Source organism: Kosakonia beeri (assembly GCF_054165705.1).
Map to the genome: position 1 here is coordinate 1997032 of NZ_CM135106.1, position 15131 is coordinate 2012162.

The 15131-nt window shown below is 53.5% G+C and carries 13 protein-coding genes; 6 read left to right on the top strand and 7 right to left on the bottom strand.

Annotated features, from left to right (window positions below):
- Nucleotides 1-14 precede the first annotated feature (14 nt).
- Nucleotides 15-245: a sulfurtransferase-like selenium metabolism protein YedF gene (yedF, locus tag ACUY4S_RS09545; RefSeq protein ID WP_312692918.1), complete on the bottom strand. Its 231-nt coding sequence runs from the start codon at nucleotides 243-245 to the stop codon at nucleotides 15-17.
- The gene (yedE, locus tag ACUY4S_RS09550; RefSeq protein ID WP_458023529.1) at nucleotides 242-1453 is read right to left on the bottom strand and encodes a selenium metabolism membrane protein YedE/FdhT; all 1212 of its coding nucleotides are present in this window, start codon (nucleotides 1451-1453) and stop codon (nucleotides 242-244) included. Before yedE ends, yedF begins: the two co-directional genes overlap by 4 nt.
- Nucleotides 1454-1649: 196 nt before the next feature.
- Here yedE and yedD point away from each other — a divergent pair, with 196 nt between their 5' ends.
- Nucleotides 1650-2060: a lipoprotein YedD gene (yedD, locus tag ACUY4S_RS09555; RefSeq protein WP_312692922.1), complete on the top strand. Its 411-nt coding sequence runs from the start codon at nucleotides 1650-1652 to the stop codon at nucleotides 2058-2060.
- A gap of 36 nt (nucleotides 2061-2096) precedes the next feature.
- On the opposite strand, the gene amyA is transcribed toward yedD, so the two are convergent.
- The 4 genes from amyA to fliD form a co-directional block, all read right to left on the bottom strand.
- Nucleotides 2097-3584, bottom strand: a complete 1488-nt coding sequence (gene amyA, locus ACUY4S_RS09560; RefSeq protein WP_458023528.1) for an alpha-amylase — start codon at nucleotides 3582-3584, stop codon at nucleotides 2097-2099.
- Nucleotides 3585-3775: 191 nt separating this feature from the next.
- On the bottom strand, nucleotides 3776-4135 hold the full coding sequence (gene fliT, locus ACUY4S_RS09565) for a flagella biosynthesis regulatory protein FliT (RefSeq protein WP_312692926.1): 360 nt from the start codon (nucleotides 4133-4135) through the stop codon (nucleotides 3776-3778).
- Nucleotides 4135-4545 (bottom strand): flagellar export chaperone FliS, encoded by a 411-nt coding sequence (gene fliS / locus ACUY4S_RS09570; RefSeq protein ID WP_312692928.1) that lies wholly within the window; start codon nucleotides 4543-4545, stop codon nucleotides 4135-4137. The genes fliT and fliS overlap by 1 nt, the downstream gene beginning before the upstream one ends.
- Before the next feature lie 21 nt (nucleotides 4546-4566).
- Nucleotides 4567-5988, bottom strand: a complete 1422-nt coding sequence (gene fliD, locus ACUY4S_RS09575) for a flagellar filament capping protein FliD (protein WP_312692930.1) — start codon at nucleotides 5986-5988, stop codon at nucleotides 4567-4569.
- A gap of 245 nt (nucleotides 5989-6233) precedes the next feature.
- Between fliD and ACUY4S_RS09580 the strand changes: the two genes are divergently transcribed.
- From ACUY4S_RS09580 to ACUY4S_RS09600, 5 genes are all read left to right on the top strand, one after another.
- Entirely contained in the window at nucleotides 6234-7136 is a 903-nt protein-coding gene (locus tag ACUY4S_RS09580) for a flagellin N-terminal helical domain-containing protein (protein WP_458024259.1), read from the top strand.
- 196 nt (nucleotides 7137-7332) lie between these two features.
- Nucleotides 7333-8238: a flagellin N-terminal helical domain-containing protein gene (locus tag ACUY4S_RS09585; protein ID WP_458024260.1), complete on the top strand. Its 906-nt coding sequence runs from the start codon at nucleotides 7333-7335 to the stop codon at nucleotides 8236-8238.
- A gap of 178 nt (nucleotides 8239-8416) precedes the next feature.
- Nucleotides 8417-9319 carry a flagellin N-terminal helical domain-containing protein gene (locus ACUY4S_RS09590; protein WP_312691568.1) on the top strand — a complete coding sequence of 301 codons (903 nt, stop codon included), beginning with the start codon at nucleotides 8417-8419 and terminating at the stop codon, nucleotides 9317-9319.
- 199 nt (nucleotides 9320-9518) lie between these two features.
- A complete protein-coding gene (locus ACUY4S_RS09595) occupies nucleotides 9519-10424 on the top strand; it encodes a flagellin N-terminal helical domain-containing protein (protein WP_458024261.1) in 906 nt (301 codons plus the stop codon).
- Nucleotides 10425-10608: 184 nt separating this feature from the next.
- Entirely contained in the window at nucleotides 10609-14259 is a 3651-nt protein-coding gene (locus ACUY4S_RS09600) for a glycosyltransferase (RefSeq protein WP_458023075.1), read from the top strand.
- 38 nt (nucleotides 14260-14297) lie between these two features.
- Here the strand turns inward: ACUY4S_RS09600 and ACUY4S_RS09605 are convergent, their stop codons facing one another.
- Nucleotides 14298-15080, bottom strand: coding sequence for a class I SAM-dependent methyltransferase (locus ACUY4S_RS09605; RefSeq protein ID WP_312691571.1), 783 nt, complete (start codon nucleotides 15078-15080; stop codon nucleotides 14298-14300).
- Between the last annotated feature and the right edge of the window lie 51 nt (nucleotides 15081-15131).

A 15131-nucleotide genomic window follows, 5' to 3' on the forward strand; every position in this document is an offset into this window, starting at 1 on the left:
AGAGGGGGGGAGGGTTATTTCTGAATCAAATAACGGATGGTCGGCCCATCCTGCTGAATATCCAGCACGGTGTAACCGTGGTTACGCGCATCAAGCGGGATATTATTAATCGACTGTGGGCAGTCGCTGACCACTTCCAGAATTTCCCCTTTTTTAAGCTGCGGCATCGCTTCTAAAGTTGCCACTGCCGGGTAGGGGCACGGTTCGCCGGTCATATCCAGCCGATAGTCAGGCACAATACTCATGCGGTCTCCTTAACAGGTGAAGTGGCAGGGGTTTTCCGGCGGAAAAAACGCTTTTCCCAGCCAATCACAAACAGCAGCGCGGCCAGCAGCAGAAGGTAGGTCACCAGCAAACCGCCGAGTGGTCCGAAGGTCTTCAGCAAATTGACTTTGTCCCAATGGGTAGCCAGCGCGGGGGAGAGATCATCCCAAAAGTAAGCCAGCAGGGTAGAGCCGATCACATTACCCAGGCCCACCCACCAGTAATGCACCTGGCCTTCTACCGCGCGGTACATCCAGCCCGTTTCGCAACCGCCGGCCAGAACAATACCGAAACCAAACAGCAAACCGCCGATGACGGCATTCGGGCCGGCCCACATGATTTTGGCTTCAACACCCAACTGGACGTAGCTGAAAATGCCAATCGCGCTGGCCGCCATGCCAAAGATAATGGCTTTGGCCATCATAGTGCGACCGGTGATCCACATATCACGGAACGCAGAGGTGAAGCAGATCTGCGCCCGTTCAATCAGTAAACCAAAGCCGACACCGAACAACATCGCCAGCCCCAGTTTCGGCTGGTTCATGGCAGTGAATAGCGCCCAGCCAAGCATGCCTGCAAAAACCAGCACCCCGAGGCGAAAGCGGCGTTTTGCCTGTGCGGGCTTTTGCGTCAGTGGCGAGGCAGCGGAGACTTTCTGCATTTTCACGGGAATGCGGAAAAGCGGCAGCAGAGTAAAACGGGCGCCGAACCAGGAGCCGATGGCTGTTGCTACGGCGAAAAACCAGGCATGCAGCGAAAACTGTGGGATGCCGGTAAAAAATGCCGCAAGGTTGCACCCCATCGCCAACCGTGCGCCAAAGCCGGCAATAATGCCGCCAGCAATTGCTTGTGCAATTCGAATTCGGCTGTGAGGAAAGCGAATTTTAACGTTGTTGGCCCATAACGCCGCTGCAAAACAGCCGCCAAACATGCCAATGATCATCATGCCGTCAATGCGGGTCAACGGTGTGCCATCAAGATGGATTAATTTAAAATAGCCCCACTCTTCAGTATGGACGCCAGCCAGTTGTAACAGCTGGCCGCCCCAGCGGGTGAATTCGCCGGTCACCGCCCAGAACGTGCCTGTGATACCAAAATAGTAGGTAGAAAGGATACCCGCAGCGATAACCGCCGGGACAGGGGACCAGAACTTTATTAAGAAACGGTCCTTAAATTGTTGCCATGACATAATCAAAAAACCTCTGAACTCAGAAGGGTCGGTGGGGAAGAGAAAAAGAACCCGGATAATACACGGGCACCCGTCAAACCGGATGCAAAAAACGGTGAAAACCTGGTACAGATCAAACTTACCTGCACCGGGGAAAGGCTGGCGGCGATAACGCTTTAATGCCACAATATTTTTTTCTTCGCGAGCAGGGCAAAAGATGAAAAAGCGAGTGATCCTTGGCGCAGTTATGCTGCTAAGCGGCTGTATGCAGGTCGATAATTATCAGGCAGTGGTGAAACAACCTGCGCCTGCAGGGTTAGTAGGGTACTGGCAGTCTGCCGGGCCGCAAAGCAAGCTGGTCAGTCCGCAGGCGGTGGCCAGCCTCATTGTGACTGCCAGCGGCAACACCCTGGATTGCCGGCAGTGGCAGCGGGTTATCGCTGTGCCTGGTAAGTTAATGCGTAACGATGGCAAGCTCTATAACGTGACGCAGAATCTTGACGTGTATCGCATTGAGCAGGAAGGGGCGTCGCTGGAAGTTGACGGCTTAACGCTGAAAAAAGTCGATAAACCGACAGCAGAGTGTGAGCAGGCGCGGGTGGCCGCAGGTCTGGATATCGCACGATAAACGCCAGGCCGGGTAGGTGCACTACCCGGCATCACGCTACAGCACTTCTTCCATCACCCATACGCTAACGCTGCCACCGTTACAGGTAAACACGCCAACGCCTTTTTCGTCTGTGCTGACGCTCTCCTCACGGTTGCCGAGGAAATCCCGCCACTTTTTGTTGCCGTAATTTTCACCCAGCGCCAGTTGTTTTTCTCCCGCGTCACCGTTGGACATCACCACTACGCAACCGGGATCGTCGGCGGTTCCGCTGCGGCTAAAGGCGATACAGTTCGGATGGTCAAACCATAATGTCTGTACCCCGTGCGCGTAGCGCTGGCGAGCCAGAATCAACTGGTCGAGTTTGTCGATGATCGGCATATCAACGTGATAATTTTCGCCGTCACCGCCGGTGTCGTCATAGCTTGCGCCGTACAGATCCGGGTAAAACACAGACGGCACGCCGTTTTCCCGCAGCAGGATCAACGCATAGGCCAGGGGTTTAAACCAGGCTTCAACCGGCGCTTCCAGCGCCTGCAATGGCTGCGTATCGTGATTGGCGACCAGCGTGACGGCATGAAACGGATCGGCTTCGACCAGCGTACCCGTAAAAATCTCACGCATGTCGTAATCGCTCCCCTGTTTCGACGCTTCGTGGAATTTCATATGCAACGGGGCATCAAACAGCAGGGTTTTACCCTCGACCTGGGCAATATATTGCTGCAGTTTTTCCACTTCATGCGACCAGTACTCTGCAACAATAAAGAGGGGCTTTGGCGCCACTTCCTGCACATGCTCAATCCACTCTTTGTAGAACCATGCGGGAATATGTTTAACCGCATCAAGGCGAAAACCGTCGCAGTGGGTCTGTTCCATTACCCAGCGCGCCCAGTATTTAATCTCTTCGGTTACGGCATGATTGCGAAAATCGATATTCGCGCCCATCAGATAATCAAAGTTGCCCAGTTCATCATCGACCTGATCGTTCCAGCCCTCGCCGGTGTAATCATTGACAATTTTAAACACCCCGTCTTCATCCGGGTTTTCAATATGGTCGATACCACTGAAGCATTTAAAATCCCAGATGAATCGGGAATATTGCCCGGCGCGGGCAGGAAAGGTGTAACGAGTCCAGGCCTCGCACTCGATAACCTGCTCGTCAATTTGCGTGCGATCGAGCGCATTAACCCGGTTGACGTGGACGGACTCTTTTTCATCAGCGCCCATTTTATGATTCACCACGACATCCAGCAGAACGGCAATGTTGTTCTGTTTCAGCGCGTCGATGGCGGCGAGCAACTGGGCTTTATCGCCGTATTTGGTGGCGATCGAACCGTGCTGATCGAATTCGCCTAAGTCAAACAGATCGTAACTGTCATAACCCACAGAATAACCGCCGGAGGCCCCTTTATACGCGGGGGGAAGCCAGACCATGTTAATGCCAATATCGTTGAAACCCGCGGCGCGCTCACGCAGTTCCGGCCACAGCTTGCCGCCGTCGGGATAATACCAATGAAAGGTTTGTAACAGGGTGGGGTTCTTCATGTTTGCACGCTCCAGAATGTGACTCTGGAAGTATGGATGAGATTTTAAAAAAGCTGACAGAGATCGCATTTTTCATCCCAGCGCAACGGGGCACTGATGATGACTGAGGGAGGAATAGTGGGAGAGAGCGGTGAGTAAGAACAAACCTGGCGGGTGAATGATATTACAGGCTCACCCGCCGGGCATGAGGGTTAAATCTCATTGGGAAAGAGAATGTTTCCGGAAAGACGTCCATATGTCGAATGCAAGTTATGTTGTCGGGATGTTTGTCCAACCAATGTCCGTAATTCGTCCATCCGCTGGCTCAATAGTTCTTTCAGAATGACTTCGTTATCCAGAACTTGTTGCAGCACAGGGCGAATTTGCGCCTGCAACTGAGGCGCAATTTCACTGGCATTCTGGAATTTGGTCAGCTTTTCTACTGCTTTGATATAGCCGACTTCGTGTTCAATAAGCTCGTCCCAACGCCCTTCCTTTGCGAGGATAAGCATGGTACGGCTGACGACCAACAGCTGCTGATAGTGGTGGAGCAACCCGAGATTTGCATCCATTAGTAAGTGTCCCGCGCGGATTGATGAGTGGGGCCAATCTCTTTCCAGGCATCAGCGATGTTGTTCAGCAACGTTGAAACTTCATCAATGGCTGAGAGGTCATTGTGGAGGTTTGCCTGTAAAAGACGTCGTGTCATATAGTCATAAAGACTGTCCAGATTAGCGGAGAGCTCGCCACCAACTTCGTGGTCGAGCCCGGCCCGCAAACCATTGGTAATGATATTTATCGCTTTTGAAAGCGCCTGTCCTTTACCGGGAATGTCTCCCTGCTCAATCAGTATCGCAGCCTTTTTCATGGCGCTTAACGCCCCGTCAAAAAGTAATACCACGAGTTGATGCGGGCTGGCGCTCAGGACGGCGCTTTCCACGCCGACCTGAGCATAGGCCTGAGTTCCCGATTTCGTATACATGTCAAACCTCAACTAACTGGTTTATGCGTTCATTGCATTAAATTGCTGAGTCAAATAGTTACCAGTGGATGTCAGAGAAGAAACCAATGAACTCAAACTGGTGAACTGTGTTTTGTAACGCGCCATCGTCGCGGTAATTTGCGCGTTGGTGCGGTCATATTGATCGGACAAACGTTTCAGCGTTTTGTTGATACCATCAGTCGCATTCTGCACGGAGCCTGACGTCCCTAAAAAGCCGGACAGCAGGTTACTGGCCTGGGTCGCAAAACCGGTGGTTTTACCGTCCCCGGAAAGGAAACTGATCACATCGGCTGATTTTTCGTTCAGCGCTTTATCAAGTTTGGTGCTGTCAACGGTCAGTTTACCGGAAGTATCCTGAGTAATGCCCAGTTGCGACAGGATAGAAACGCTGCTCCCGGTTGCGCCCTGGCTTGCGGACAATACTGAACGCAGGCGCGTCTGGATATTACGCAGTGTACCATCGCCTAACAAGTCGCCGTTGGCGGTGCTTTGTGCATCGCTGCCTTTATCTACCGCGGTGTATTTCGTCTGGTTAGCGATAGTGGTTTGCAGGGAGTTGTAAGCATCCACGTACGCCTGGATTGCAGCCGTCATCGGCGCGTTATCTTTTGTGACCGACAACGTTTCTGGCGAGCCAGACGTGGTCAGTTTATTCAGCGTCAGTGTTACGCCTTCAGGCGCATCGGTAATCGTATTGCTGCTACGGGTAATTTCGATCCCGTTAATTTTAACTTTTGCATCAGAGGCAGCGACCTGTTGGGTCATCTTGTTGCTGGTGCTGCTGGGATTCGTTGAATCGTAGCTAATGTACTGCGCCAGTTGCGCATCATCCGTGGTGATGGTCATCTGGTTTTTAAGGCCGCTATCGCGTGAGGTCAGCGCCAGGTAGTAGCTGCTGTCGTCCGCTTTGATCACACTTGCGGTCACGCTACCTTGCTGTTTGTTGATCGCATCGCGAATGTCTGCAAGGCTGGTTTTATCACTCGACAGCGTCACCGTCATCGGGTTAGTTTGCCCCGGCTGAGAAATGGTGATGGTGCGCGAGCTCATGCTGCTATCACCTAAGTCAGTATCTTTGCTGGCCACTTTCGGGCTGAGCAGAGACTGTGACGCAGCCAGTGAAGTTACGTCGATAGAATAAGTACCCGCCGCCGCCGTGTTAGCGAGCGTCGCGCTAAACGCGGTGTTGGTGCTGGAGACTTTTGTTGCCGCAATGTTCGAGGTGTTTTTCAATGCATTAGCGGCAGTTTGCAGCTTGGTCAGTGACGTTTGTACCACGCCCCAGGCTGTCAGTTTTGCCTTATACGAAGTCTGTTGCGTCGTAATCGGTGTAAGTTTGGTCTCTTCCGCTGTTTGCAAGTTAGCGTACAGCGTGTTGAGGTCAAGGCTGGTGCCTGCGCCGAGCGAACTAATACTTGACATATCTTCATCCTTCCAGTTTTGGACAATCACTGAGGGGATTATCGGCAGCGACTGCGAAAAGATTAGAGGGTTTTTTATAAAACAATGGCGAAATAAAGCTAATGAATAGCGGGCAGTTTAACGCTTTAAAAAAATGATGTTTTCTCCTAAAGGTTACAGAAACACGGTCGATAACGAGGTTGACGGTGAGTAAACCGTAGGCAGATGCCTGAATCTGATAACTTTTTTTTCGAAGGAATTACATCATGGCTGTTATTAATACTAACACCCTGTCTCTGATGACTCAGAACAACCTGACCAAATCCCAGTCTTCTCTGGGGACGGCGATTGAGCGTCTGTCTTCCGGTCTGCGTATCAACAGTGCAAAAGATGACGCAGCGGGTCAGGCCATTGCTAACCGTTTTACTTCCAACATCAACGGTCTGACCGTTGCTGCCCGTAACGCCAACGACGGTATCTCTCTGGCGCAGACTGCTGAAGGCGCGCTGAGCGAAGTCAACAACAACCTGCAGCGTATCCGTGACCTGACCGTTCAGGCGCAGAACAGCTCCAACTCTGCTTCCGACATCGACTCCATCCAGGCTGAAGTTAACCAGCGTATGGAAGAGATCAACCGTGTGACCACGCAGACCGACTTCAACGGCATCAAAGTCCTGAACACCGGTACCGGCTCCAGCAGCTACAGCTTCCAGGTTGGCGCGAAAGACAGCGAAACCATCTCCATCAGCCTGAGCCAGTCTGACACTTATAACCTGTTCAGCAGCTCTTCTGCGACCGGTGCGACCGGCGGTATGGTAAACGGTACTGCTCGCGCCACTTCTGCAGAAGGCTTCGACGTACTGAGCGGCACCGTGACCACTGGCGGCACCACCAACGGCAGCCCGCTGGCAGACATCGATGCGGCCATCAAAGCGGTTGACGATCAGCGCAGCCTGCTGGGTGCGTCTCAGAACCGTTTCGAGTCCACCATCACCAACCTGAACAACACCGTGAACAACCTGTCTGCAGCGCGCAGCCGTATTCAGGACTCCGACTACGCGACCGAAGTATCGAACATGTCGCGAGCGCAGATCCTGCAACAGGCCGGTTCTTCCGTACTGGCGCAGGCCAACCAGGTTCCGCAGACCATGCTGTCCCTGCTGCGTTAATTATAGTTTACGCAAATATGCTTGTGAAAAAGCGCCGCATGTCGGCGCTTTTTTTATGGGCGGCGAGCGAATAAAAGCGACGAAAAATAGCAAAAAATAGCTAAAGAGTTTTATCACCCCGTCGATAACTATTATGACGGTGATGAAGCCGCTGGCGCTTACCGGAATATAAATTTCTCAATGAAGGATAAATATCATGGCTGTTATTAATACTAACACCCTGTCGCTGATGACTCAGAACAACCTGACTAAATCTCAGTCTTCTCTGGGTACTGCGATCGAGCGTCTCTCTTCCGGTCTGCGTATCAACAGTGCAAAAGATGATGCTGCTGGCCAGGCGATTGCTAACCGCTTTACTTCCAACATCAACGGCCTGACCGTTGCTGCCCGTAACGCCAACGACGGTATCTCTCTGGCGCAGACTGCTGAAGGCGCGCTGAGCGAAGTCAACAACAACCTGCAGCGTATCCGTGACCTGACCGTTCAGGCGCAGAACAGCTCCAACTCTGCTTCCGACATCGACTCCATCCAGGCTGAAGTTAACCAGCGTATGGAAGAGATCAACCGTGTGACCACCCAGACCGACTTTAACGGCATCAAAGTGCTGAACACCGGTACCGGCTCCAGCAGCTACAACTTCCAGGTTGGCGCGAAAGACAGCGAAACCATCTCCATCAGCCTGAGCAAGTCTGATTCTTACAACCTGTACAACGCTACCGGTGCAACGGCTGTTACTACTGGCCAGACCATCAACGGGACTGCACGTTCTACTTCTGCTGAAGGTTTCGACGTACTGAGCGGTACTGTGAACTCCACCGGTGGTACTGATGGCAGCCCGCTGGCAGACATCGATGCGGCCATCAAAGCGGTTGACGATCAGCGCAGCCTGCTGGGTGCGTCTCAGAACCGTTTCGAGTCCACCATCACCAACCTGAACAACACCGTGAACAACCTGTCTGCAGCGCGCAGCCGTATTCAGGACTCCGACTACGCGACCGAAGTATCAAACATGTCGCGAGCGCAGATCCTGCAACAGGCCGGTTCTTCTGTACTGGCTCAGGCCAACCAGGTTCCGCAGACCATGCTGTCCCTGCTGCGTTAATCGCAAATTATTTAGTACGCAAAAGCGCCGCTCGTCGGCGCTTTTTTTTTAATGTTTTCCGTAAGATATTTTTCTGCCAAATAAGCTAAAGAGTTTTGTAATCCCGTCGATAACTATTATGACGGTGATGAAGCCGCTGGCGCTTACCGGAATATAAACTTAACCAAGGATAACTATTATGGCTGTTATTAATACTAACACCCTGTCGCTGATGACTCAGAACAACCTGAGCAAATCCCAGTCTTCTCTGGGCACGGCGATTGAGCGCCTCTCTTCCGGTCTGCGTATCAACAGTGCAAAAGACGATGCTGCTGGCCAGGCGATTGCTAACCGCTTTACTTCCAACATCAACGGCCTGACCGTTGCTGCCCGTAACGCCAACGACGGTATCTCTCTGGCGCAGACTGCTGAAGGCGCGCTGAGCGAAGTCAACAACAACCTGCAGCGTATCCGTGACCTGACCGTTCAGGCGCAGAACAGCTCCAACTCTGCTTCCGACATCGACTCCATTCAGGCTGAAGTTAACCAGCGTATGGAAGAGATCAACCGTGTGACCACGCAGACCGACTTCAACGGCATCAAAGTCCTGAACACCGGTACCGGCTCCAGCAGCTACAGCTTCCAGGTTGGCGCGAAAGACAGCGAAACCATCTCCATCAGCCTGAGCAAGTCTGATTCTTACAACCTGTTCAGCACTTCTTCTGCAACCGGCGCAACTGGCGGCCTGGTGAATGGCACTGCGCGTTCTACTTCTGCAGAAGGTTTCGACGTACTGAGCGGTACTGTGACCACCGGCGGTGCCACTGACGGCAGCCCGCTGGCAGATATCGATGCGGCCATCAAAGCGGTTGACGATCAGCGCAGCCTGCTGGGTGCGTCTCAGAACCGTTTCGAGTCCACCATCACCAACCTGAACAATACCGTGAACAACCTGTCTGCAGCGCGCAGCCGTATTCAGGACTCCGACTACGCGACCGAAGTATCAAACATGTCGCGAGCGCAGATCCTGCAGCAGGCCGGTTCTTCCGTACTGGCGCAGGCCAACCAGGTTCCGCAGACCATGCTGTCCCTGCTGCGTTAATCGCAAATTTTGTAGTACGCAAAAAGCGCCGCTTGTCGGCGCTTTTTTATTATGGTTATGGTTTGTTTTTTAGACAAAAATCGCTCAAAAAATATAAAAATAGCTAAAGAGTTCGTCAGTCACGTCGATAACTATTATGACGGTGATGAAGCCGCTGGCCCATGCCGGAATATAAATTTCTCAATGAAGGATAACTATCATGGCTGTTATTAATACTAACACCCTGTCGCTGATGACTCAGAACAACCTGACTAAATCTCAGTCTTCTCTGGGTACTGCGATCGAGCGTCTCTCTTCCGGTCTGCGTATCAACAGTGCAAAAGATGATGCTGCTGGCCAGGCGATTGCTAACCGCTTTACTTCCAACATCAACGGCCTGACCGTTGCTGCCCGTAACGCCAACGACGGTATCTCTCTGGCGCAGACTGCTGAAGGCGCGCTGAGCGAAGTCAACAACAACCTGCAGCGTATCCGTGACCTGACCGTTCAGGCGCAGAACAGCTCCAACTCTGCTTCCGACATCGACTCCATCCAGGCTGAAGTTAACCAGCGTATGGAAGAGATCAACCGTGTGACCACCCAGACCGACTTTAACGGCATCAAAGTCCTGAACACCGGTACCGGCTCCAGCAGCTACAACTTCCAGGTTGGCTCTAAAGATAACGAAACTATCTCTATCAGCCTGAGCTCTTCAGACTCTTACAACCTGTACAGTGCAACGGGCAATACCTTCCAGACTACTGGCCAGACCATCAACGGGACTGCACGTTCCACCGCCGCTGAAGGCTTTGATGTTCTGAGCGGTACTGTGACCACCGGTGGTACCGTTGACGGCAGCCCGCTGGCAGACATCGATGCGGCCATCAAAGCGGTTGACGATCAGCGCAGCCTGCTGGGTGCGTCTCAGAACCGTTTCGAGTCCACCATCACCAACCTGAACAACACCGTGAACAACCTGTCTGCAGCGCGCAGCCGTATTCAGGACTCCGACTACGCGACCGAAGTATCGAACATGTCGCGAGCGCAGATCCTGCAACAGGCCGGTTCTTCTGTACTGGCGCAGGCCAACCAGGTTCCGCAGACCATGCTGTCCCTGCTGCGTTAATTCGCCATTCTTTAAAAAGGCATCCTCGGATGCCTTTTTTTATGGTCAATCGCCAGATATAACCCCTTTTCTGCAAGCTGTTTTTCCTCTCAATCTTTCCTTCGTCGCCCACAATATTGCATAACGACAGGACCGCCTTTTGCCATTGCCCGGCACTCCGCGCCCGGTGATATGAGGATGACAGATGCGAAGCATACTACTCAGCGTTGATAAATTTGACGCCTTTACCCCCCACAGCAGCGAACTGCTCGACATTACCGACGCCTTGCTGGCGGACGGCTGGCGTGTGGATGTAATTACCAGCGCGGCAGGGCAGGCACTGGCCGGGGAAATCGCACGCCTGGAAGCAACCGGGCGCTTTACGGTGATCACCGACAAACAGGGTGAGCCGGAAACGCATTACGACGTTATCTGGGTTTACCGCGGTTTCTTCAGTGAAAAACTGCTGCGCGCGATAGATGAAGGGCAACTGTCCGGGGCGATGGTTTTCCGTCATTTTAGTGATTACAACGATGTCTATATTCCGTGGGGTGTGGCGCTGGAGAACCAGTTTGCCGCGCTGACGCTCGATCTCTCACCGCGTACCTCTGCGCTGTTGCTGCAGACGGGTATCGAACCCGCGCAGCTTCAGACGCTACCGTGGACGGTGCCGGCTGCGTTTGGCCATTACACTCGCACCCGTGAGTCGCAGGCGTTGAGCCGCGTGCTCTACATTGCGGTGAAAATGTCCGCCGAAATGTATGAAGTGCAGCAACGTGTGCGCGATACCGGGATCCAGTTTGAGTGGCTCGATCTCAGCCAGCAGGTGCAGCGCATTGAGCCAGCCTGGCTTGAGCAGTATGACGTTGTCATTGGCAATGAAGACAGTGTGGCAAAAGCCCTGACGCTGGGTATTCCTGTTTTCCTCGTTAACGATGGCTACGTGGAAGGCTATCTCACGGAAGATAACGTTGCCCGACATGAGGCGGAGCACTTCTGCGCCTTATCGCTGCGTGACTGCCCGGACGCTGATGAGTGGGTGGATTTGCTGCAAAACGGCTATGCCAGTGCACTGGCATGGGCGCAGGCGCAGCGCCCGTATTATGCGGTCAAATGGCAACTCGAGGCGGCACTTACGGCCATTTTCGCTCAGAAGCTGGTCGAAAAACCGTTCGTACTGGATGAGAAATCCCGCTACACCCTCAGTTTTCACAGCAAAGCCGTGCTGGCGCAGCAGCAAACCAGCGATTACTCCTTTAATCGCTGGCTGGAAGACCGGCAAATCAGTGATGCCCGGCGTGAAGCACTGCTTACTTTTGCTAACGCATGGCCAGACAAAGCCAGTATTGGCGTGATTATCCTTGGCGATAATGAACACAGCGCATGCACGCTCGCTTCGGTGAAAAGCCAGTCGCTGGCACCGTCCAGTGTGGATGTGGTTGCCGATGATGCCCGTTGGGTTGCGACCGTCAATCAGCTTTTGGCCACACGCGATGCCGAAGCGCTGCTGCTCATCCCGGCAGGCTACACGCTGCGCGACGACGCGTTATTGCGTTTTGCCGAACAACGTATGCAGCAACAAAAGGCGTGGCTATTTTACTGCGACGAAATGACACGGGCGGAGAATGGCGAACCGATCCTGACCCTGCGCCCGGAGGTCAATATCGACCTGCTGCGCGGCCTGCCGTATATCGGTCGCGTCCTGCTGTTTAACCGCGACATCGCCCGGCAACTGGGTGGCCTGAACAGCCAATTCCCGCAGGCGGCGATGATCGATCTGCTGTGGCGTTTTGTAGAAGGGCAGGGGACAGAGGCGCTGGGCCATGTAGCAGAGGTTCTGGTCGAAAGCCCGCACCCGGCAACGCGCTGGAGTGAGACGCCGGAAGTCACTGGCGAATGCGAGCAGATCCTGCTGGCGCATATGCAGCGTCTTGGCATTAACGCCACGCTGGAAGCGGGGCTGGCACCGCAGATCAAACGGCTGCGTTATCACTGGCAGGCTAAGCCGCTGGTATCGATCATTATTCCAACCCGTGACCGATTTGCCTTACTCAAGCGGTGTATTGAAAGTCTGATGGAAAAGACCCGGTACCCGCACTACGAAATAGTCATTGTCGATAATCAGTCGGTGGACGAGGATGCCTGTCGCTTCCTGAATGATCTGGCCGCGTTGGGGATCGATCAGGTGCGTATTCTGCGTTATGACGCGCCGTTTAATTTTGCCGAAATTAACAATGCGGCGGCGCAGCAAGCGCGCGGCGATGTGCTGGTTTTCCTCAATAACGACTGCGAAATCGTGGACGGAGACTGGCTGGACGCGCTGCTGGAGCATGCACTCCGCCCGGAAATTGGTCTGGTTGGTGCCCGGCTGGAATACCACGATGGACGCATTCAGCATGGCGGCTATCTGCTGGGCGTGCAGCATGGCGTGGAAGTTGCTTTCGAGGGCGCCGATGGTCAAAGCAACGGCTTCCAGTACTATCTGAAAACCCCGCGTAACCTCGCGGCGGTCAGCGCCTCCTGCATGATGGTGCGTAAAGAAGTGTTCTTCGCGCTGAATGGCTTTACCCAGGAAACTTACCCACTCTATTTCGCGGATGTCGATCTGGGCCTGCGTGCGCAGAAGCAGGGCTTTCTCAATGTCTGGACGCCATATGCCCGCGTCCGCCATATGGGGGGCGCGACGCGTCTGCTGGGTAATAAATTCCATGTGCAGGAACGCCCGTTACTGCAGGACTATTCCACCCTGCGCCGCGAGTGGCAGCAGGGGCTGCTGGCAGAGCCGTCTTACCATCCGTTAATGCAAAAAATGGGCAAGGCCTTTAGCCTGAGCGCCAGCAGTGCGCGATTGCATGCTCCGTTGCCAGGGCGACCGTTACCGGTGGTGCTGGCACACCACATTAACTGGGTTGGCGGCGGTCACCACCGGGTGATGCAGCCGTTTAAAGCAATGGAACGGCACCTGATGCTTGAAGGCGGGTTAACCAACACCATCCCAGGCGTGATGGAAGTGGCGCAACTTCAGCCGGATGTCATCCTGCTGGAGCTGATTACCGGCAGCCGTTTCCCGGATATCTTTAAGCAACTGCGCGAAGTCAGCCAGGCGAAAATTGTGCTGGAATATGACGACTATTTACTGAATGTGCCGATTAAAAACGGCAACCGTCAGCACTTCCCGCAACAGATGCTGAAAAGTTTCCGGAAAGTGATGGACAGCGCCGACTGGATAGTGGTGTCCACGCAGCCGCTGGCCGAAGCCTATAGCCGTTTCCATTCTGATATTCGTATTGCGCAAAACCGCCTTGCGCCGAATCAGTGGGAGCACTTGCGCAGCGCGCGCGGCGTGGGGAAAAAGGTTCGCGTTGGCTGGGCAGGCGGCAGTTCCCATTCGGGCGATCTGGAGATCCTGTTACCGCTGATCAAAGAGCTGGAAGGAAAGGTGGAATGGGTATTTATGGGGATGAAACCGCGCAATGTACGCTGCGAGTTTCACCCTGGCGTGGCATTTGAAATGTACCCGGAAAAACTGGCGTCGCTGGATCTCGACCTGGCGCTGGTGCCGCTGCAAATCAACCAGTTCAACGAATGTAAGAGCAACCTGCGTCTGCTGGAAATTGGCACCTGCGGCGTGCCGATCATTGCCACCGACATTGAACCTTATCGCTGTGGTTTGCCGGTTACCCTGGTTGAAAACCGTTTCAAAGACTGGATGAATGCGGTTCTGGCTTATATTAACGATGCAGCATTACGTGAACGCCAGGGCGATGCGCTGCGCGAGGCTATCCTGCAAAACTGGTATCTGCGCGATGCCGGGCTGGATGACTGGCGTCAGGGCTGGTTACCTGCCGGGAAATAAAAAAAGGCGCTGCAAAGCGCCTTTTTTCATCGGCAGATTTAGCGGGTTTTCCAGTAATCAACAAAACCCTCTTTACCGAACAACCATTCAGTTTGCAGCTCCGCGTTAATGCTCTCTACCAGAGCCTGGACCTCTCTGTACGGCTTACGCAGCAGCACCCAGGCTTTACTGACAGGGCTATAAATGGAGGACTTGTACCCCCACTGCGCCATCAGCCGCTCCATGCTCTGGTTTGTATGCACGGCAGTATGCACCGGCGTGTCAATGTAGAACCAGTTCGGATCTTTCGGCACGCGTTCCACCACCACGGTATGGATCATCAGTGCCCCGGTATCGGAAACCAGGTCGTTGACCGCATCCAGGTCTGCACGCGTCAGGACATGCTCAAACATGGCCGAGTTAATCACCAGCGACCACGCTTTTTTCTGCGGATTGTCGATATAGTGCTGTTCCGGGTTTCTGACGTACTTATCGTAGCAGGTGATGCCCCGGTTAAAATATTTACGCTGGATATGGCTCAGTGAACCGTAACCGGCGGCATAATCGAGGATGGCACTGTCATCAATAAGACCGTTGCGTGCCAGCAGTTCAACCATCATTGCCTGTGCAAGGTAGGGCGGTTGATTAAAATCGTGCGTCTTGCGCCCTTCTGTTTCAGCATAATGATGCAGGTCGTGATTCAGTTTTTCCCACACCTGCGCGGGTAACGACTGGTGCGTTCGTGAACTGAGAAAATGGCACGCCGGGCATTCATCAAACTGTACGGGAACCAGCTGTTGTGTGAAATTGCGGGTTGAAGGTGCGAGATACGCCTCCTTCACGAAATATAGCCTCATCTCTGTGCCACAAATAAGGCATGTGCTTTTAGACAT

What these genes read in the sequence shown, in the direction of transcription:
- yedF (WP_312692918.1), bottom strand. Translation starts at nt 245, where the DNA reads ATGAGTATTGTGCCTGACTATCGGCTGGATATGACCGGCGAACCGTGC.
- yedE (WP_458023529.1), bottom strand. Translation starts at nt 1,453, where the DNA reads ATGTCATGGCAACAATTTAAGGACCGTTTCTTAATAAAGTTCTGGTCC.
- yedD (WP_312692922.1), top strand. Translation starts at nt 1,650, where the DNA reads ATGAAAAAGCGAGTGATCCTTGGCGCAGTTATGCTGCTAAGCGGCTGT.
- amyA (WP_458023528.1), bottom strand. Translation starts at nt 3,584, where the DNA reads ATGAAGAACCCCACCCTGTTACAAACCTTTCATTGGTATTATCCCGAC.
- fliT (WP_312692926.1), bottom strand. Translation starts at nt 4,135, where the DNA reads ATGGATGCAAATCTCGGGTTGCTCCACCACTATCAGCAGCTGTTGGTC.
- fliS (WP_312692928.1), bottom strand. Translation starts at nt 4,545, where the DNA reads ATGTATACGAAATCGGGAACTCAGGCCTATGCTCAGGTCGGCGTGGAA.
- fliD (WP_312692930.1), bottom strand. Translation starts at nt 5,988, where the DNA reads ATGTCAAGTATTAGTTCGCTCGGCGCAGGCACCAGCCTTGACCTCAAC.
- ACUY4S_RS09580 (WP_458024259.1), top strand. Translation starts at nt 6,234, where the DNA reads ATGGCTGTTATTAATACTAACACCCTGTCTCTGATGACTCAGAACAAC.
- ACUY4S_RS09585 (WP_458024260.1), top strand. Translation starts at nt 7,333, where the DNA reads ATGGCTGTTATTAATACTAACACCCTGTCGCTGATGACTCAGAACAAC.
- ACUY4S_RS09590 (WP_312691568.1), top strand. Translation starts at nt 8,417, where the DNA reads ATGGCTGTTATTAATACTAACACCCTGTCGCTGATGACTCAGAACAAC.
- ACUY4S_RS09595 (WP_458024261.1), top strand. Translation starts at nt 9,519, where the DNA reads ATGGCTGTTATTAATACTAACACCCTGTCGCTGATGACTCAGAACAAC.
- ACUY4S_RS09600 (WP_458023075.1), top strand. Translation starts at nt 10,609, where the DNA reads ATGCGAAGCATACTACTCAGCGTTGATAAATTTGACGCCTTTACCCCC.